Consider the following 21479-nt stretch of genomic DNA (forward strand, 5'->3'; position numbering starts at 1 on the left):
ACAGGATATGTATAGATATTTATATAAGATTTTAGCCCTTTTATTTTTAGGATTGACGAGTATGCCTTTATTTGCTCAAAGAGAATATCCTGGAGGAGTAGGGAATGTACAGCTTTGGTTAAAACCAGATAATAGAGTTAAAATGTATTCTTCTACTGAAGTTGATGAATGGGCAAATGCACCTGTAACTACTGATAGTCATTTGAATATGACTTTTAGTGCTGTAAGTCAGGCAGGAAAGCAAAGGCCTACTTTATTAAAGGGAAGTTACAAAATGAATTTTAATAATGCATTGGTGTTTAATGGTAGCCAATTTTTAGCTACACCTCTTGGTATTAGTGGATTTGTTGATGGACTGACTGTTTTTGGTGTATATATTGCGGAAAAAGGAAAGAATGAGAAAAGGATGTACTATATGGGATTTGGTAGTACTGATCCTTCATCTAAATCTACAAGAAGACCTTCTATTGGATTCAGTCCAAAAGAAACGGGGGGACGTGTACGTCTTACTAGTGCTAGAGATGGACATGGTGGATATGAGATTAATACAACAGCTCTACAGACTACTTATGTGCCAGAAGGAGCAACTAATTATGTGACTTTCAGGTTCAGTGGAACAGAATATTCATTAGATAGTAAAGGAAATAAATTAACAGGAGCAGCTAAGGGGGCTTTAAAACCAGATGAAGGAGTTATTATTGGAGGAGCGAGTTTGACTTCAGGGTTCTTTATGGGACAAATAGGAGAAATTATTGTTTACAATCGAAAGTTAAATGGAGCTGAGACAAGTAAAATTGAGAGTTATTTAGCAACTAAATATGGTATTACATTAGATAATGCAGCTTATATGTCATCTTATGGAAGTGTTTTCTGGCCATGGGGGCGAACAGGTTTAGGGTATCATAATAATGTAGCAGGTATTTTTAGAGATGATGCTAATACGAGTATTTCTGTATCTCGTTCTACTGCTTCAGGGGCAGCTTTGACAGTAAATACTATAGGAACAGAGTTTGAAGTTGGACTTGGGGTAATTCAAGAGGAACCATTAAATAGAGATAATGCTGCAATCTACTGGGGAACTAATATTGGTCAAGGATATACTTCTACTAAAGTAAATGATCATGGATGTGGATATAGTGAGATATTAGATGATAAATTTTGGTTATTTAGGAAGACTAATTTAGGAAGTACTATAGTAGAAGTGAGGGCAGGTGGAGAAGATTTTCCTTATAGTGGTCAAGGGTATGATGTGAAAATGTTGGTAGCTAAAACAGAAGCTGATGCTAGAAATCAAAATTGGTTAGCTGTTATTCCTGGACAATACATAGGAGGGGAGCTTGATGAGCATTTGTTCAGATTGCCAATTAATAGAGACGAATTATATATAACTTTTGGAGCAGATGCAGCCGTGGCACAATGTAATGCTTGTACTACAAACGAAACAGGATTGTTTAATTTTAGTTCTCGCCAATGGACTGCTGGATTAAAAAGTGTGTCAAATTTAACAGTGTCGAATGGATTGAGATTTGATGTTACTTATAAGACCTATAGTAATGGTAAGGAAACCCCTTCTATGCAAGCGTCAAAATATCCAAGAGTGTCTAATGGAACTCTTTTAGAGTCTAAATTTAGAGGGGTAAGAGGAAGTGATGATAACTATTCGATTACAAATATTACATTTAAGGATGGGGCTACTTTTGCTAAATTTAAAATTTATGGAATAGATAAAACTAGTACAAGTACCGATATGGTAGAGGTAATAGGGTATTGTGGTAATACGACTTATAGAGGTGTGATTTCGAGTAGTTCTAATAGTAGTAAAAAGACTTTCTCTATTGGTGGAGGTATTGTCACAGGATTAAAACGGTCTAGTATTTCGAATAAAAATGGGGCAGCAGTTGTTACTTTTCCGCATGAGGTGACAAGAATAGAAATAAAGCATAAAATTCATTATAGAACTAAGTCAAGAGGATATCAAGGAATTGCAATTGGAGATTTTGAGTTAAATTGTCCAAGACCTGCATCTCCTAATCCAGATGGGATAGAGTTTACATTACAAGCACCAGCAAAGGTAGTTTCATGTAGTGGTTTTGAGTATACATTTAAAGTGTGGAATTATTCATGTGAACCCCGTTATGTTAAGATTGAGGATGAATTACCTGAAGGAATGTTTTGGGTTGATGGAGGGTTGATGTCTACAGAAGGTGCTTTTAATGATGCAATTTTCAATAATTATGAAGGAACCAGAAAGCTAGAGATAGATAAGGTTAAATTAGACCCTATGACTTTTACTACAATTACAGCAAGGGTACGTTTTAAAGACGATGCAGTAGCAAAAGTCTACGAAAATAGAGGACAATTGACATATACAAGTCTTAATGAGAATAAGGTACTGACTATAGAGAGTTGTGATTACAATAATTTTACATCGTGTACATCTACTAAAGTTGAAATGATTTATCAGCCTAGAGTATTATCTCCTGAAATAAGTATTGAGCCTGTTTTGAATAAATGTTATAAAGAAAATGGCATTATTACAATTAAGGCTAAAGTAAAAAACCCAAATCCAACTGTTACATTTGCTGATTTGAGAATTATGTTTTTGTATCATGAAGACTTTAGGTTTAATAAATTCCAATCTAATCTGGGACAAGGAATGATAGAAAGTGAAGAAGGAATGCACATTGTCGAAGGCTTAAATATTAATGGAGGAAGCACCTTAGAATTAACATATGAGTTACAGGCATTAGATTTCTTAGCAATAATAGAAGCCGCAACAGGAAATAAATACACTAAACCTAGTGAAGTCCCTGATGCAGATATTGCTCAAGTGGTTGATTTTGGAGCAAGTATAGAGTTAATAGGAAATTCTGAGGATGTATGTATTAATTCGAGCTTGGATGATGCGTATACTGTATTAGATCCAACAATTCCATTCTGTGGAGGTAGTTTAATTTGTTATTATCCAGGAGTAGAAGGTAGTATAGTAAAGAAAAATGCTGATTTTGTTATCATGACTAGTTTAGATCGTAGTAATGGAGAGCTTTTAGCAGAAGATGGTATAAATGCAATTCTTTATTTAGAATCTAAATCTAAAGGATTTGTTCTTACTCGATTAACTGATACACAGATTAAGGCGTTTTCAAACCCTATAGCAGGGATGATGGTTTATGATACAACTAATAAGTGTATGAAGTTGTACAATGGTAAAATATGGGCTTGTATAGTGCAATCATGCCCTGACAATTAAAAACAAGAAGAAAATGAAAAATAAGATTTTTTTTAGTTATATTTTGTTTTGTGTGGGTATTATCCCTTTATCTGCATGGAGCCAACAAATAAATATTGGGAGTAAAGATTATTTTTTATCTCCAAACTCTATACTAGAGTTTCCTGATGATGATACCCGAGGTATAGTTTTACCTAAGATTAATAGAGCTCTTGCGACTAGTGCAGTGGAAGGCACATTAATTTACGATGTGGTAGATAAAAAAATTAAGTACTCTAATGGTATAAATCAATGGGTAGATTTATCGATTAATACAGGTGAGGTAAATATAATAGCCCAAGATAAATTAACTGAAATAGCAAGTGCTAATATTTTAATAGGAAATGACCCTTCTGTGGCCATAGATGGAGTTCTTGTATTAGATAGCCCAAGTAAAGCATTGGTTTTACCTAGAGTAGAAAGCCCACATTTAAACATAGTTTCTCCACCAACAGGTACGATAGTTTATGATACAAAATCAAATATGATGTGTGTTTTTAATGGTAAAGAGTGGGCTTTTTGGGCAGCAGAGTAATCTGTCAGTGAAAGATAGTATTGTTTAAATTCTGATTATTTTGATTGACGAGACACGAAAGTGTGATTTTTTATAACACAATTTTGAGAAGAGTTACCTTGTGATGAGGTGACTCTTCTTTTTTATGTAAGTTTTAAAATTATAAAAGTATATAAGAAGGGGGGATTATGCTAAATAAGAAGAAGTGAAAAAGTAAATAATACTATTTGTTTGCGAGAGGTGTTTTATTGTAAAAGAATGAAAACTACAGTTTTTTGATCTGCTAAAAAATATTTTTTTTAGATGTATTTATTGTTTTATTGTAAAAATGTTGATTTTAATTATTAATTTTTTCGTTATTTTTTTAACTATTTATCAGTTTTTTTATTAAAAAAAATAATTTTTATTGATTGTTTTTTCATTTGTTCTGTGTATTAATTTTTATTTATATAAAAATATATATTTGTTATTGTTTTTTATGTTTTTTGTTCGTAATTGTTTGTAATTTTATACAAAACAATTAACATTTAACTATAAAAAATACAATAAAATGAAAAAGCCGAATTTTCTTATTATGATAATTTTTACACTAGTTAGTAGTGTGTATGGTCAGACTGGAATAGGAACCCATTTGCCCAATAGCTCATCTGAATTAGAAATTTATTCTAATAATAAAGGAGTTTTGATCCCGCGTATTGAATTAAAAAACAGTACAGATAAGTTGACAATAGTAGGAACAGACTATCCAGATAGTCTAATAGTATATCATACAGGTACTAAAGATATGTTGGCAGGTTTTTATTTCTGGAGTGGAGATAAATGGAATACTCTTGTTTCTAATACAACTTTGAATCACTACATAAAGGAGATAGCTGATCCGAATAGTGTGAAAATTATTGAGGATAAAGGTGATTATATCTTTACCTGGATTAATAAAGATACCAATGAAGAAGAAACAATGAAACTTAGTGAGGTTATTAGGAAATTTGAGACCTTAACTACTTTGACTCCTGAAGAGATAACAATGTATGTTTATTTAGAACAAAATCCTGTTACTGGTGAAATGATGGAGGTGCATGTAGATAAAGAAAAAGAAATAGATCCTAATGCTCCTGTTGTACCTTCTTTATTAAGAACCTATAAAGCAAAGAAGTTTGTATATAAAAACGAACAGGAAGATCTTGTAGATATTAAAGGGAGTGATTTGTTTGGTGGTATTGGAAGTGACGGAAGTCCTTCTGGAATAGAAACAGTTACATCATTAAAGCTAGAAGATGATTATAATAGTAAGGGGAAAGCATTAGTGTATAGTGATGAAAATAAGGATATCACAACTATTTATGTAGCTGATATTTTTACTAATTCAGAAACGTTAACTTCATTAAAAGCTGATATTAATACGAAGCAATTAATCTATACAGATGAATTAAAGAGCCCTACTTTTATTTCGTTTAATCAGATCGCTCAAGAACCTTGGTACGTTGTTAATACAACAGAACAGGCTACTAAAAATAACCAAGATATCTACATCAATGGTTGGGTAGGAATTGGGTATTCTGAAAAGTCTGATTCAGCTAAAGTACCTAATGAAAAATTGAGAATAAATGGTAGTATAACTGCTACGAATAGCTATTATGCAGACTATGTATTTGATAATTATTTTGAAGGATATTCTAATTTAAAATACGATTATAAGTTCTATGATTTAACTAGTGTAGATAGATTTATTAGAACGAATAGACATCTACCAGGTATAACTCCTATTGCAGATTTAGAGAAAACAGATCTAGGCTACTCATTTAATGTGTCTGAATTATCTATTCAGCTATTAGAAAAGACAGAAGAACTCTTTTTACATGTTATTGATCAACAAAAAGAGCTGAATAAAAAAGGATATCGCATTGAGAAGTTAGAAACTGAAATGAATGAAATGGCTAAACGCTTGCAAGCGTTAGAAGCATTATTAGTAAAATAGTAATCATTAAAAATAATATTGATGGAAATTAAAAAACTACATATCGATTCGTTTTATTCGGTTCTTTTGATTATGATTCTATTTCTTGTAAATGCTTCATTGTCTTTTGGACAAAATGATATGACGAAGTTAAAAGATGGTTCTGTTGCAGGTGTGACAAATGCTACTGCTGCTCCATATTCTATCTTAGAATTAGAAAGTGTTACGAAAGGTTTTCTATTGCCTAGAATGACCACCGTTGAAAGGGATAAAATTAATATTGACGATAAAGTAAGAGGAAATGGACTTGTTATTTATAATACAGATAATGATTGTATCAACTATTGGAGTACAACAGCAAATAAATGGCTTAGTGTATGTGGAACATTGCCTCCTGCAAAATTAACTTTAGACTGTTCTAAGGTTTATTTAAATTCGAGTGGAGCTAAAGAATTAAAACAAGGCCAAAGTTTAAGAGATACAGATGTTTTATACATTACAATTAATGTGGTAGAAACAGGATCATATAATATTAGTGCAGTAACAACAAATGGGTATTCTTTTAGTAAATCAGGAATATTCGAAACAAAAGGAGTTTATTCAATTGCATTAGAAGGATTTGGAACCCCATTAGAACCAAATGAAACACCAGGAGATCTAGTTACTTTTATGATAAATGGTAAGAAAGATACGACTTGTACTTCTATACGTATTAAAGTGAAATCATCTGAGTTAGATTTTAGACTTGTAGAACCTCAAACAGTTGATGTTGCTTGGTCAGCTTATAAAGGAGTTGCTTTAAATGCAAATGATAATAAAATTAAAGTTCTTGTTGATGTGACAACGGTAGGGTTCTGGAGAGTACAAAGTACAGAGACTCTAAATGGTATTAGTTTTAGCGGGTCAGGAGAGTTTACACAAGAAGGGAGAGCGGAGATATATCTATATGCGCAAGGAGTTCCAATAAATGTTGTAAATAGTACTTTTAAGTTTATTACGAATTCAAAGAATAATAAAACATCTAACGTTACAGCTGAAGTAAAAGTAGTTCCTACTAGTTTTGAATTAGTATGTAATACTAATGAAATACAAATGAGAGGAGAATATAAAGAAGATACTTTTTTAACTAAGAGTAACTCTATATTACTTCCTTTAAAAGTATTAGCGCCTGGTATAGTTGATATAGAATTAAATGGAATAATAAAAGGAACAACAGATACTCCTGTGAAATTTGTTGCACCAAGTACAACTTTGACTTTTAATGGATCTGATAATGTACAGTATGTGACCTTATATCCAGAGATGCAAAATGGACAATATGTGAAGATTCCTGTAAAAGCAAAAACTATTGAGTTTACTACTATAACACCTAATTCAGGGGGAGCTTTCTGTTCTTCTTTTCCAGTTATAAATGTAGTGGAACGTTCTAAGAATTATACATTCGATTGTTCTAGTGCTTTTGCTTTTTCAAATGGATCTACTAGTAGAAATAACAATTTTTTGGTAAATACTCCTTTACAAGCAGGTAAACATGGTATTGAAGTAAGTGTAAATGTAGGGTATGCAGAGAATTATACAATTAAAACAAATACTGTTAATGGTGTTTATTTTACAAAAACAGGTGTTTTTACTGATTCGGATAGAATGAAAGGAAAAGCAACAGTGACTTTAGATCCAGTTGGGATATTTACTACAGGAGGACTGACAGTGTTTAATCTTATAGCAGAAGGATTAGATTCTAATTCGTCTCTGTGCTCTGTAGTTGCACAAGTAAAAGCACACGATATAGTAGTATTGTCTTTAGGTGGAACAAATTACGGTGCCAATAGTAGTACTGTTTATGCTGGAGGAGCAATTCTTAAGAGTAGTACTAATTTTGGCCCAATGGGAACAGTAAAAGTGAATTCGGTGAGAGTATTAAGTACTAATGCTCAAGGAGCTGATCTGGATAGATTCATTGCTTCCAATAATGTGGATATTATTATCAATGTAATAGGATATAATTTTACTAGAACAGAAACACAAGATGTATTAGTTGCATTTGTACGTGATAAGAAAGGAGTATTAATCATTGGAGATGAGAGTACACCTAGAACATATACTAAGAATGTTATAGAAAGGTTAGCTGGTTTAACAGTAGGAGGTAGTAGTATAAGTGTGTCTAATAATTATACTATGCTGAATCCTGTGTTGTCTTCTGCAAATAACGAATCGATTATAAAAGGGCCTTTTGGAGATTTATCTGGTAAGGTGATGGGGAATGATGCACATAATGGATGGTATTACTCTAATTTGCCAAATAGTTATGTTCCTTTAGTTTCAAAACAAGGAGATGTTAATTCTATTTGGGCTATGAAACATCGTGATTTAGGGTTTGTGTTTGTTGGAGATGGCGGATGGTTTATAGGGAAGAAAGATTATAAGAATCTATCTATATTCCCTTCTAATTTTGATAGTCAAGGTGTTCCTAAACCAAAGAATTATGCAGATAATGGTGTTGTTTATAATGCTGTTTTATATGCTAATACATTGGCTTGGGCCATTGATTATGTTATTGAACATAAAAAGTAATCCTTGTTAATAAAAATTATAAACTAGGGAAGAATAGATTCCCTAGTTTTTATCAAAAAAATGAAGTTTATGATACAACATATAAGTTTAAATAAAAGCATCAGAACTGTACTGTTGATTCTCCTTTTCTATGTGTTAGGCCCAACTCAGATAAGTGTAGCACAGGTATTGACAGAAAAAGGTACCCAAATATCAGATGATTCTTCTTCTGATGCGTTAAATCCATTGAATTTTAGCCTTTTAGAATTAAATTCTAAAGAAAAAGGTTTTTTATTGCCTCGTATGTCTACAACAGAACGTATGCGGATTCCTAGTCATGAATTACTAGGCGGAATGGTTATTTATAATACAACAATAGAGTGTGTTGAATTTTATAACACAAGTCGTCAACAATGGATGAATGTCTGTGGGGATGTTGGTCCTGCAACATTTATTATACCTGATGATAAGTGTAGAGCAATAAAGATTACAGGAGACTATATTGAAGGTGTGTTTTTAGATTCTAGAAAAAATGTTATTACAGTCGATGTTAGTGTTAGTATACCAGGATCTTATGAAATTCAGGCTATTGCTTATGATAATACGGGGAAGGAGAATGGTTATAGCTTTTTAGCTAGTGGTATTTTTCCTCAAAAAGGCGATTATACTTTAGTTTTAAAAGGAAATGGAACTCCTGTAAAAGGATATGAACGTACTAATGGGGTTTCTGGTGGAAAGGATACAATTAAGTTCTTTCTGAATAAGAAACTAGCAACCTGCACACTTAGTAATGAAGTAGAGAAAAGAGCGTTGACTTATGATATAATTAAAGTAGAGCAGATTGGTAACTTTTATACGGGAGTAGATTTAAATGACGTTAAAACTACGGGGAAAATGCGTGTTACTATTAATAATATTTCTCAAGGTGGAGTTGTAACAATTACCACCCCTACTGTTAACGGGATTTACTTTAAGAAAACAAGAACATTGACATCTCAAGAAGTTAGTAGTAAAACGGCTATTATTGAATTGGATGGTTATGGTACTCCTACGTGGCCTATGCAAACTGATTTGGATTTTATTAGTAATTCTTATGTAAAAGTAGAACAAGGTGAAACACCAAGTGTATATCCATATTTTGCAGTAATTTCGAAGGTTGAGGTTATTATTGATTGTACTAAAGTGACCTCTGTTGGAGAGTTTTTAAAGAATGAACCATTAACTACTTCTCATAAAATTATGGTACCTGTTAAGGTTATCGCCACAGGGAGAGGAAAAGTAAGAGGTGTAATTGAAATTAGTTCAACTCAGACACAAAAGATAGAGTTTGAATCTGATATAGTTGACTTTAAGTTTAATGTTGCTACGAATGATATTCAGATGGTAGAGATGAGACCGATTGTTAATACAGGAAAACCTACGGTAGGCGGGACTACTTTACCTATGGTTATACAAATGTCTTCTCAAGGTATAAAAGAATATAATCCAACTGCAAGTAATGAGAATATTGTTAGTGCTAGTTGTGTATATAACTTACCTGTCAAATCTAAAGAAGCAGTGTTGAAAATTTATTGTTTTCCGGGCAATCAACAAGTATTCGGTAAGTATAGAGCTGGTACACCACTTAATGCCTCAAATTATGTTACTATAATAATGGAGGTTGTGGAACCTGGCGAATATCATATTGTGACGAATACTGTTGATGGTATTTACTTTGAAGCAAAAGGAGTTTTTACAAAGAAGGAGATTTTTATAGATGATACAGCTTTTGTATTATATGGAAAAGGAACACCAACAAATAATGATAAGAAGACTATGATACTTAATATGCCAACAAGTGTAGGAGCTTCTACTTGTAGTTTTGATGTAACATTAGCATTGTCTTCAAAGAAAATGTTGACTTACTCGAATAAAACTAGTTATGGTTACGGTTTTGATAGAGGACATTCTAAGGCTTTTATAGATAGTCCAAATAATTTTGGATCTTTACCTACTAGCACAGTAGCTATGGAGGGAAGTATTACAGTGATCGTTAATAATGATTCGACGATTAATAATGTTGCCTCTGAAATAAATACTTCTAACCCAGCTTTAATCAGTATAGGTTATAATACAAGAATGAATGAGACTGCAGCCATAGCAATAGCAAACTATGTTAGGTCAGGAGGGGCTCTTTTAGCAGTAACAGATGCAAATGATAATGCAAGTACTTATTATTTATTGAATGCTGTATTAGGCACAACTAATATTAGTGCTGTAAATATAGGTACTCGTTCAGGAACTATTTGTTCTATTCTTAATGTTGATGATCCAGTTTTAAATGGACCATTTGGGGATATTCGCAATAAAAAATTAGGAGATGATGCTACAACAGGTATAGCTATAGAACCAAACTCTTTAGGAAGAGCAATAAATGATATAGAAGTACTGTCTAGAGATTCGAATGGTAATATTTTTGCATTTAGGCACAAAGAACTTAATTTTGTGTGGGCAGGAGATGGTGGTTTTAACTCACAGAGTGGAACTAGCGGAGCTATGAGAAGTGATAATATTTGTCCTTTTTTAGTAGATAGTAATAATAGACCTATAGGTAAGTCAGGATATGGAAGAACCCCTTCTTTAACGAATCAGACAGTTTATAATTCACAATTTACAGCGAATGCTTTAGCTTGGCTGTTTAGTGTTACAACAAAATAACTTTTATTTACTTTATATAGCTTATCACTACGTTATCAGTGAAAAGTTTTTAAGATAGAAATATTAGTTCAGTAGTAAATGTATAAAAAAACCCTCCAGCTGGAGGGTTTTTATTCTATTTCAATTACTTCTTCGTAAAACCAGAGTACTTTAATAAAGCATCTATTGTAGGGTTTTTACCTCTAAAGTCTTTGTATAATTTGTCTAATGGAACAGAGTTTCCTTTAGATAAGATTTTATCTCTAAAGATTTGACCATTCTCACGAGTCATACCACCGTTTTGTTCTAACCAATCATAAGCGTCGAAGTCTAACATTTCTGACCACTTGTATGAATAGTATCCAGCAGCATATCCACCTCCGAAGATGTGGCTAAAGTAAGTACTGCGGTATCTAGGAGGTACAGTAGGTAAGTCTAAACCATATTTAGCTAAAGCTTCTTTTTCAAAAGCAAGTACATCAGTGATATTCTTATCAGTAGACACAGTATGCCATTCCATATCTAATAGAGAAGCACCTAATAACTCAGTCATGCTATATCCTTTATTGAATGTTCCTGCATTTTTCATTTTTTGAACTAAAGCATCAGGGATTACTTCTCCTGTTTTATAGTGTTTAGCATAATTCTTTAATACAGAAGGTTCGAATGCGAAGTGCTCGTGGAATTGTGAAGGGAACTCTACGAAGTCTCGCGATACACTAGTACCTGATAGAGTAGGGTAAGTTTGATTAGCAAAGAACCCATGTAATGCATGCCCGAACTCGTGGAACATCGTGATTACATTATCTTGAGATAATAGAGTAGGTTGACCTTTCGCTGGTTTTGGGAAGTTACCTACATTGTAGATTACAGGAAGTCTGTTTAATAATTTAGACTGACCTACGATATTACTCATCCATGCACCACCGCGTTTAGAATCTCTTTGGTAGTAATCTGTGTAGAATAACCCTACCTGACTACCATCCTCATTGAAGATTTCGTATACTTTTACATCTTCTTGCCATACAGGGATATCTTTGCGTTCCTTAAAGCTTAGCCCATATAATTGCGTAGCCATATAGAACACTCCATTCTCTAATACACTATTCATCTCAAAATAAGGTTTAAGCTCATTTTGATTTAATGCATACTTTTCTTCTCTGATTTTTTCAGCATAGTAGTTCCAGTCAGCAGCTGTTAGCGTGAATGGATCAGCCTCTTTATTAATTAATGCTTGGATATCAGCCGCTTCTTCTTTAGCTGCTCCTACTGCATAAGGACTTAGGTCTTTCAGAATTTTAGTAGCATTAGTAGCATTCTGTGCCATAGAGCCTTGTAGACTCCATTCTGCATAGTTAGCGAATCCCATTAACTTAGCTTTCTCAGCACGTTTTTTCACTAGAGATAGGATAGATGCTTTGGTATCATTGTCATCTCCTTTTTCAGCTCTTACCCATGCCTGATCGAATAGTTTCTTTCTAGTTTCTTTATTGGTCAGTTTATCTAGATCTGGTTGTTGTGTAGTATTGTTTAATGCGATTACATAACTACCATCTTCTTGTTTGATGGCATTAAGCTCGTCATCAGATAATCCTGCTAATTCTTCTTTAGTGAATTTAACTCCACCTTGTTTAGTAGCTGCTAATAATTTATCCCCAAACTGATTGTTTAAAGTAGCAATGTCTTGGTTTAGTTGTTTTAATTTCTCTTTATCTTCAGGAGATAAATTAGCACCTGATTTCTCGAAGTTTTCATAATATACATTCAGTAGTCTATTCTGTTCTTCATTTAGATTCAGAGAAGCTTGATTGTCATGAAGCTTTTTAATGCGTTGGAACAAGCCATCATTTAAGTATATAGCATCTCTATGACCAGCAAACTTTGGTGCCAATTCTGAATTAATTGCTTTAAGTTCATCATTAGTATGAGCTCCTGTTAATAACCCAAATACAGAACTTACTCTATCTAGTAATTCACTAGAACGCTCTAGTGCTTCTAAAGTGTTTTCGAAAGTTGGTTCTTCTGTATTGGCTACTATTTTGTCGATAGCTTCCATTTGACGACGCATTCCTTCTAATAATGCAGGTTTGAAATCTTTGTCTTTAATTTTGTCAAAGTCTGCTGTATAGTATGGCAATGTGCTTTCGTTAAAGAAAGCATTACTTTCATTCCAATCTCCTGATGAAGCAGCTTCGTTCTTTACTTTGTCACAAGAAATAGACAAAATAGATGCCCCTGCAACTACACCAAGTACGGTCTTTTTGATTTTCATAAATATTAAGGTTACTGTTAGATTTGTCCAAATATAAAGATTTATGTGTGATTCAACGAAATCTGTCCTATACATTATACCTTATTATGAATGAATAAAATAAGGATAACCGTATGGTAATTCATCTGTATTGCCTTGTATCTAAATGTGGTGATATGTATTTAAAGAGCATAAGTTTAAGGTATATTTATATTTCTTTTTGATAAAGATTGTTTATTTTGGTTGTATTTTTATCTGCATAATAAGAGTTTTTTTAGAACACAATCATATATTTGAACTTCTAAAGAATGTAATTTTAACCACATTGGTATTGATGAAGGATATAAGAAGTATAGTATATGCTTTATTATTTAGTAGTTCACTGTTTGCTCAGAGTCCTCAATTGAGAAATGAGATAAAGAGCCAACAGGATGAACAGAAGAACAAAGAGATTATACAGCAGTTTAGCAGAGAGGTAATGTCAGATAAAGAAGCTGTCTTACGATTTCAGCAACAATATAGTGTTCCTACTAAGGGAGTTTATAAGGATGGACGTATTTATCAGTTGAGAACTGTAGATAATGAAGGAATTCCTATTTATTACGCTACTCAGAATGCGTTATCACGTAGCCTGACAGGTGTAGATAATATTTCGAAAGGAGGTAGACAGAGAGTCAATCTTCAGGGTAGAAATATGATTATAGGGCTATGGGATGGTAAGCCTGCCTTTGAGCAGCATCAAGAGTTTAAGAGTGGCGCTTCGAGCCGTGTGATTTTAAAAGATCCAGATATCAATATTGCGAAGCTTAATGGCGAAGACTTAGAACGTGCAGAACTTGGAAAAAATCATGCGACTCATGTAGCTGGTACCTTAATAGCAAGTGGTGCTTATGCTCCAGCTAAGGGATTAGCTCCTGAAGCTAGTGTATGGAGTTATGATTGGGATAATGATATAGTAGAGATGGCCTCAGCAGCCCAATCGGGTTTATTGATATCTAATCATTCTTATGGGATAGCAGCATTAGATGATTATGATAATCCACTAGTTCCTCCTACTTATTTTGGATATTATAACAAGGATGCTTATCAGTTGGATAAACTTACTTATACATATCCATATTATCAACCAGTAATTTCTGCAGGTAATGATAGGGAGTATTATGATAAAATTAATCCTACTATGAATGGTAATGATTTATTATTAGGTAATACGAATGCAAAGAATGCTGTTGTAGTAGCCGCAGTAGGTGTAGATAGCTCAGATCGTTTAAGCGTGGCTAAGTTTAGTAGTTATGGCCCAACAGGTGATTTTAGGATTAAGCCTGATATCGCTGCACCAGGAGTGAAGATTATATCTTCAGCGTACGAGTTGCCGAGATATCATAATGCTAGTCCTTCAGTAGGTGTATATAAAGAGATGAGTGGTACTTCTATGGCATCGCCAGTTGTATCAGCTATTTTGACTCTTTGGCAGCAAGGGTATTTACAACTACATGATTTTCCGATGCGTTCTGCTACGTTACGCGGACTGATGACTCATACAGCAGAATACTTAGAAGAAAAGTACCCAACGAATAAAATAGGATGGGGAATGATTAATGCAGAAAGGGGAATAGAATTCATAAAGAATGTAAATGATGACAGTGCAGTCCTAAAAGAAAGTGTTTTGCTTAATAAAAAAGATTTTCGATATAAGTTTAAATTAGATAATCCTTCAGAGAGATTGTTAGTCACATTAAGTTGGACAGATAGGGAAGCGTTGTTTGATTCGAATGAATTAAAAGGAAGCTTTAAGAATAATAAACTGATCAACGATTTAGATATTAGGTTATACAAGGATGGAGAAGAATATTTTCCTTGGTATTTAAATAAAAACAGAAGTAACCTCAATGCACTAAAAGGAGATAATGATGTCGACAATCTGGAGAGAATAGAAATTGTAAACCCTGAAGCAGGAGAATATGAAGTGGTAGTGAGCCATAAAGGCGAATTGTCGTATGGTAGACAGGACTTTAGTTTACTAATCAGCAATGGAGATTTAGAAGGAATAGAAAAGATATCAACTATTGAAGGTGTAGAGCCTGAAGATATAGTGATTTGGCCAAATCCAGTTCAAGATATCGCAAATGTCGAAGTTACAAAGGATAAAGTATTTACTATTTCAGAAGTAGAGGTTTTTGATTTAAGTAATCGTTTAGTAAAACGATTTAATTTTACAGCGACTAATCGTGCAGTGATTGACATGAGAGAATTGGAACGAGGAGTATATCTATTGAATATAAATGTTGGAGGAGAGCGTGTTAGAGCAAAAATATTAAAGAAATAAGAATCATTTTTATATTCATATACGGCCCTGGACTATATAGTCTAGGGCTTTTTTATTGTCATCATAAGTTAACCCCCTTCAAGAGCGCGACAAGACTTCTTCAATATTGGTTCAAGAAAGAGGTGCTCAGGTAGAGTAATCTTGGAGAAATGTTGAAGCAGTGTTGAAGAAGTAGGTATGAAGGCTTGCTATTACTGTGATTAGGGAGTATTTAGGTTTTAGAAATATAATACTGGTAATATACTTTACTTGCTGATATACAGTTGCTTGTGAGGATAATTGCTCAATATGAGAATAAAAAAAGTACATCTGTTTTTCTTCGAAACAAGATAATAGCCATATAATAAGGGACTTTTCTTCTAAAAAAGCATACCTATATAAGTAGATCAACTACAAAAAAGTAGATAAAACACCTTTGGGTAGGATAAAGTAACATTTAGAAATAGACAGAAAGGGCATAAGAAGGTATATTCTCAATTATTACATATATATAATAGAGTACAATATTAAATACATTCCACCATCCAACCTTACATATATATAGTATAGAGATAGTATAAGGCTATAACCTTTAAAAAAAGACAAAAAAACTTTCGATCGTAAAAGGTGGTATAATAATGAGTTATGAAATACTTTTTAAAAACATTGAAAAAAAGGCAAAGATAAGTTTGGAAGTAAGAGAAAAGATACTACTTTTGCATCCGCATTAGAGAAGTGATAACGACTCTAGAGGCAGACGATCATAAACAAAAATTGAAGCAAGAGCGACTAAAAAATAAGCTTTAAGAAATTTACAAAAATAAATTTGGATAAGTAAAAAATAAGGTAGTATCTTTGCAGTCCGCTTCAGTAAAAACGGGAGTTGAGCGAAAAAATAAAGAGAAATATTTTATAGAAAAGTTTTGCTAATTCGAAATAAGTTTTTACTTTTGCACTCGCTTTGAAAAACAAGTGAGAATAAAATAACAAGACACGTTCATAAACATATTGGATTGACAGCATACAAATAAGAGAGTAAGGCAAATCGCTAAGATTTGGAATTATACTTTTTTAATTTACGAAATTAAAAATATACGATGAAGAGTTTGATCCTGGCTCAGGATGAACGCTAGCGGCAGGCCTAACACATGCAAGTCGAGGGGTAGAAGAAGCTTGCTTTTTTGAGACCGGCGCACGGGTGAGTAACGCGTATGCAACCTACCTTATACAGGGGAATAGCCCGAAGAAATTCGGATTAATGCTCCATGGTTTATCGATATGGCATCGTATTGATAATAAAGATTTATCGGTATAAGATGGGCATGCGTATCATTAGCTAGTTGGTGTGGTAACGGCATACCAAGGCAACGATGATTAGGGGTCCTGAGAGGGAGATCCCCCACACTGGTACTGAGACACGGACCAGACTCCTACGGGAGGCAGCAGTGAGGAATATTGGTCAATGGAGGCAACTCTGAACCAGCCATGCCGCGTGCAGGATGACGGTCCTATGGATTGTAAACTGCTTTTGTACAGGAAGAAACCTCCCTACGAGTAGGGACTTGACGGTACTGTAAGAATAAGGATCGGCTAACTCCGTGCCAGCAGCCGCGGTAATACGGAGGATCCGAGCGTTATCCGGAATTATTGGGTTTAAAGGGTTCGTAGGCGGCTTTGTAAGTCAGTGGTGAAATTTCCTAGCTTAACTAGGACACTGCCATTGATACTGCAGAGCTTGAATAATATGGAAGTAACTAGAATATGTAGTGTAGCGGTGAAATGCTTAGATATTACATGGAATACCAATTGCGAAGGCAGGTTACTACGTATTTATTGACGCTGATGAACGAAAGCGTGGGGAGCGAACAGGATTAGATACCCTGGTAGTCCACGCCGTAAACGATGGATACTAGCTGTTCGGTTTTCGGACTGAGTGGCTAAGCGAAAGTGATAAGTATCCCACCTGGGGAGTACGTTCGCAAGAATGAAACTCAAAGGAATTGACGGGGGCCCGCACAAGCGGTGGAGCATGTGGTTTAATTCGATGATACGCGAGGAACCTTACCAGGGCTTAAATGTAGATTGACAGATTTGGAAACAGATTTTTCTTCGGACAATTTACAAGGTGCTGCATGGTTGTCGTCAGCTCGTGCCGTGAGGTGTCAGGTTAAGTCCTATAACGAGCGCAACCCCTATTGTTAGTTACCAGCGCGTAGTGGCGGGGACTCTAGCAAGACTGCCGGTGCAAACCGTGAGGAAGGTGGGGATGACGTCAAATCATCACGGCCCTTACGTCCTGGGCTACACACGTGCTACAATGGCAAGTACAGAAAGCAGCTACCTGGCAACAGGATGCGAATCTCCAAAGCTTGTCTCAGTTCGGATTGGAGTCTGCAACTCGACTCTATGAAGCTGGAATCGCTAGTAATCGGATATCAGCCATGATCCGGTGAATACGTTCCCGGGCCTTGTACACACCGCCCGTCAAGCCATGGAAGCTGGGGGTACCTGAAGTCGGTGACCGCAAGGAGCTGCCTAGGGTAAAACTAGTAACTAGGGCTAAGTCGTAACAAGGTAGCCGTACCGGAAGGTGCGGCTGGAACACCTCCTTTCTAGAGAATAATTATAGAAGTATGATACTTTACTCTCGCTGTTAATACCAAAAAAAGAATAAAGAATTAAGTAATACAGAGTCTCGTAGCTCAGCTGGTTAGAGTACTACACTGATAATGTAGGGGTCGGCAGTTCGAGTCTGCCCGGGACTACTAATTTACTAATTCGATAAGGAAATACTAGAGGTTAAACTAACCGCCCAAAAGTTACTGTTAACTGTAAGCTGTTAACCAAACACTAGATACGGGGGATTAGCTCAGCTGGCTAGAGCGCCTGCCTTGCACGCAGGAGGTCATCGGTTCGACTCCGATATTCTCCACTAGGCATAATTGCCACAAGTTCATTGACATATTGATAAAACTTAACTAACAAAACAGTTAGAAAGAATAAAAATAATATAGAAATATATAGAAAGTACGATTCGAAAGAATTGTAAGCACATAAGCAAAATAAGGGCGTATGGGGAATGCCTAGGCTCTCAGAGGCGAAGAAGGACGTGATAAGCTGCGAAAAGCTACGGGGATTGGCACACACGAGTTGATCCGTAGATATCCGAATGGGGCAACCCACTATATTGAAGATATAGTATCCTGTATAGGAGGCGAACCCGCTGAACTGAAACATCTAAGTAGGCGGAGGAGAAGAAAACAAAAGTGATTCCGTAAGTAGTGGCGAGCGAACGCGGAAAAGCCCAAACCAAAGTTGTTACGGCAATTTTGGGGTTGTAGGACCACGACATTTCTTGCGGATTTAATGAGAATTACCTGGAAAGGTAAACCGAAGAGGGTGATAGTCCCGTATTGGTAAGAGAAGATAAGAATAGTGGTATCCTGAGTAGGTCGGGGCACGTGAAACCTTGATTGAAACTGGCGGGACCATCCGCTAAGGCTAAATACTCCTGAGAGACCGATAGTGAACCAGTACCGTGAGGGAAAGGTGAAAAGAACCGTGAATAACGGAGTGAAATAGATCCTGAAACCATACGCCTACAAGCGGTCGGAGCTTCTACGTGAAGTGACGGCGTGCCTTTTGCATAATGAGCCTACGAGTTACCGTTGCTGGCAAGGATAAGTGATTAAGTCATGGATCCGTAGCGAAAGCGAGTCTTAATAGGGCGCTTAAGTCAGTAGTGGTAGACGCGAAACCGTGTGATCTACCCATGGGCAGGTTGAAGTTTAGGTAACACTAAATGGAGGACCGAACCGTTTAACGCTGAAAAGTTTTCGGATGACCTGTGGGTAGGGGTGAAAGGCCAATCAAACTCGGAAATAGCTCGTACTCCCCGAAATGCATTTAGGTGCAGCGATGATCGATAGTTACTTAGAGGTAGAGCTACTGATTGGATGCGGGGGCTTCACCGCCTACCAATTCCTGACAAACTCCGAATGCTAAGTAATGATAATCATCAGTGAGGGCATGGGTGCTAAGGTCCATGTCCGAGAGGGAAAGAACCCAGACCATCAGCTAAGGTCCCCAAATGTATGCTAAGTTGAAAAAACGCGGTTTGATTGCCCAGACAGCTAGGATGTTGGCTTGGAAGCAGCCATTCATTTAAAGAGTGCGTAACAGCTCACTAGTCGAGCGATCGAGCATGGATAATAATCGGGCATAAGTATACTACCGAAGCTATGGATTTACGTTTTAGGACGTGAGTGGTAGGGGAGCATTCTAACGGCGCAGAAGGTGATTTGTGAGAATTGCTGGAGCTTTTAGAAAAGAAAATGTAGGCATAAGTAACGATAAGGGGTGCGAGAAACACCCCCGCCGTAAGACTAAGGTTTCCTCAGCTATGCTAATCAGCTGAGGGTTAGTCGGGACCTAAGGCACACCCGAAGGGGGACGTCGATGGCCAACGGGTTAATATTCCCGTACTACTGATAATTGTGATGGAGTGACACAGTGATGAAAGCACCGCGAACTGACGGAATAGTTCGTTGAAGCACGTACCTATAGGTTTGATAGTAAAATGCGTCAGACTTGGAGAAATGCGATAGTACTTTGAGTCTTCGGACAACGAGATAGTGTGCCTAAGGGCTGTCAAGAAAAGCTTCTAAACTTAGATTATTAGTACCCGTACCGTAAACCGACACAGGTAGTCGAGGAGAGTATCCTAAGGCGCTCGAGAGATTCATGGCTAAGGAACTAGGCAAAATAGACCTGTAACTTCGGGAGAAAGGTCGCCAGCGCAAGCTGGCCGCAGTGAAAAGGTCCAGGCGACTGTTTATCAAAAACACAGGGCTCTGCAAAATCGTAAGATGACGTATAGGGCCTGACACCTGCCCGGTGCTGGAAGGTTAAGAGGAGATGTTATCTTCGGAGAAGCATTGAATTGAAGCCCCAGTAAACGGCGGCCGTAACTATAACGGTCCTAAGGTAGCGAAATTCCTTGTCGGGTAAGTTCCGACCTGCACGAATGGTGTAACGATCTGGACACTGTCTCAGCCATGAGCTCGGTGAAATTGTAGTATCGGTGAAGATGCCGATTACCCGCAGTGGGACGAAAAGACCCTGTGCACCTTTACTATAGCTTAGTATTGTTCTTGGATAAGTGATGTGTAGGATAGGTGGGAGACTGTGAAATGGCGTCGCTAGGCGTTGTGGAGTCATTGTTGAAATACCACCCTTTGCTTATTTGAGATCTAACTCCCTTATTGGGGAGGACATTGCTTGGTGGGTAGTTTGACTGGGGTGGTCGCCTCCAAAAGAGTAACGGAGGCTTCTAAAGGTTCCCTCAGCACGCTTGGTAACCGTGCGTAGAGTGCAATGGTATAAGGGAGCTTGACTGAAAGACTAACAAGTCGAACAGGTACGAAAGTAGAGCATAGTGATCCGGTGGTTCCGCATGGAAGGGCCATCGCTCAAAGGATAAAAGGTACGCCGGGGATAACAGGCTGATCTCCCCCAAGAGCTCATATCGACGGGGGGGTTTGGCACCTCGATGTCGGCTCGTCACATCCTGGGGCTGGAGAAGGTCCCAAGGGTTGGGCTGTTCGCCCATTAAAGTGGCACGCGAGCTGGGTTCAGAACGTCGTGAGACAGTTCGGTCTCTATCTACTGTGGGCGTTAGAAATTTGAGTGGATCTGATTCTAGTACGAGAGGACCGAATTGGACCAACCTCTAGTGCATCTGTTGTCTCGCCAGGGGCATCGCAGAGTAGCTACGTTGGGAAGGGATAAGCGCTGAAAGCATATAAGTGCGAAACCCACCACAAGATGAGATTTCTTTAAAGGGTCGTTGGAGATTACAACGTTGATAGGCTATAGATGTAAAGACAGTAATGTCAAAGTCGAGTAGTACTAATAACCCGTAAGCTTATGTGAATCTCCCCTTGTTTAAATACAAGGGGA

General features: G+C 36.3%; 7 protein-coding genes, 2 tRNA genes and 2 rRNA genes. 10 read left to right on the plus strand and 1 reads right to left on the minus strand.

The window, feature by feature from the left end; translation table 11 throughout:
- The first annotated feature begins 7 nt into the window (after nucleotides 1-7).
- From MYRA21_RS11545 to MYRA21_RS11565, 5 genes are all read left to right on the plus strand, one after another.
- Nucleotides 8-3250: a hypothetical protein gene (locus MYRA21_RS11545; protein WP_039329078.1), complete on the plus strand. Its 3243-nt coding sequence runs from the start codon at nucleotides 8-10 to the stop codon at nucleotides 3248-3250.
- A 13-nt stretch (nucleotides 3251-3263) separates the two neighbouring features.
- The gene (locus MYRA21_RS11550; protein ID WP_039329080.1) at nucleotides 3264-3803 is read left to right on the plus strand and encodes a hypothetical protein; all 540 of its coding nucleotides are present in this window, start codon (nucleotides 3264-3266) and stop codon (nucleotides 3801-3803) included.
- Nucleotides 3804-4332: 529 nt separating this feature from the next.
- Entirely contained in the window at nucleotides 4333-5757 is a 1425-nt protein-coding gene (locus MYRA21_RS11555; RefSeq protein ID WP_006266687.1) for a hypothetical protein, read from the plus strand.
- A gap of 21 nt (nucleotides 5758-5778) precedes the next feature.
- The gene (locus tag MYRA21_RS11560; RefSeq protein ID WP_006256709.1) at nucleotides 5779-8307 is read left to right on the plus strand and encodes a hypothetical protein; all 2529 of its coding nucleotides are present in this window, start codon (nucleotides 5779-5781) and stop codon (nucleotides 8305-8307) included.
- Nucleotides 8308-8376: 69 nt separating this feature from the next.
- Complete coding sequence (locus MYRA21_RS11565; protein WP_006256708.1) at nucleotides 8377-10983, plus strand: hypothetical protein; 2607 nt, start codon at nucleotides 8377-8379, stop codon at nucleotides 10981-10983.
- A 124-nt stretch (nucleotides 10984-11107) separates the two neighbouring features.
- Here MYRA21_RS11565 and MYRA21_RS11570 read toward each other — a convergent pair whose 3' ends face one another.
- Entirely contained in the window at nucleotides 11108-13234 is a 2127-nt protein-coding gene (locus MYRA21_RS11570; RefSeq protein WP_039329083.1) for a M3 family metallopeptidase, read from the minus strand.
- Between the two features lie 313 nt (nucleotides 13235-13547).
- Between MYRA21_RS11570 and MYRA21_RS11575 the strand changes: the two genes are divergently transcribed.
- The 5 genes from MYRA21_RS11575 (at nucleotide 13548) to MYRA21_RS11595 (ending at nucleotide 21452) form a co-directional block, all read left to right on the plus strand.
- Complete coding sequence (locus MYRA21_RS11575; RefSeq protein WP_039329085.1) at nucleotides 13548-15539, plus strand: S8 family peptidase; 1992 nt, start codon at nucleotides 13548-13550, stop codon at nucleotides 15537-15539.
- A 1073-nt stretch (nucleotides 15540-16612) separates the two neighbouring features.
- Nucleotides 16613-18130 (plus strand): 16S ribosomal RNA (locus MYRA21_RS11580).
- Between the two features lie 79 nt (nucleotides 18131-18209).
- A tRNA-Ile gene (locus MYRA21_RS11585) sits at nucleotides 18210-18283 on the plus strand.
- Nucleotides 18284-18376: 93 nt separating this feature from the next.
- Nucleotides 18377-18450, plus strand: a tRNA-Ala gene (locus MYRA21_RS11590).
- 119 nt (nucleotides 18451-18569) lie between these two features.
- Nucleotides 18570-21452, plus strand: a 23S ribosomal RNA gene (locus tag MYRA21_RS11595).
- The 16S and 23S rRNA genes sit together here with 2 tRNA genes alongside, the layout of an rRNA operon.
- Nucleotides 21453-21479 lie beyond the last annotated feature (27 nt).

Source organism: Myroides sp. A21, from assembly GCF_000807225.1.
Lineage (GTDB): Bacteria > Bacteroidota > Bacteroidia > Flavobacteriales > Flavobacteriaceae > Flavobacterium > Flavobacterium odoratimimum.

Excerpts from the sequence above, each read along its gene's own strand:
- MYRA21_RS11565 (WP_006256708.1), top strand. The coding sequence starts at position 8,377 with ATGATACAACATATAAGTTTAAATAAAAGCATCAGAACTGTACTGTTG.
- MYRA21_RS11560 (WP_006256709.1), top strand. The coding sequence starts at position 5,779 with ATGGAAATTAAAAAACTACATATCGATTCGTTTTATTCGGTTCTTTTG.
- MYRA21_RS11545 (WP_039329078.1), top strand. The coding sequence starts at position 8 with ATGTATAGATATTTATATAAGATTTTAGCCCTTTTATTTTTAGGATTG.
- MYRA21_RS11555 (WP_006266687.1), top strand. The coding sequence starts at position 4,333 with ATGAAAAAGCCGAATTTTCTTATTATGATAATTTTTACACTAGTTAGT.
- MYRA21_RS11550 (WP_039329080.1), top strand. The coding sequence starts at position 3,264 with ATGAAAAATAAGATTTTTTTTAGTTATATTTTGTTTTGTGTGGGTATT.
- MYRA21_RS11570 (WP_039329083.1), bottom strand. The coding sequence starts at position 13,234 with ATGAAAATCAAAAAGACCGTACTTGGTGTAGTTGCAGGGGCATCTATT.
- MYRA21_RS11575 (WP_039329085.1), top strand. The coding sequence starts at position 13,548 with ATGAAGGATATAAGAAGTATAGTATATGCTTTATTATTTAGTAGTTCA.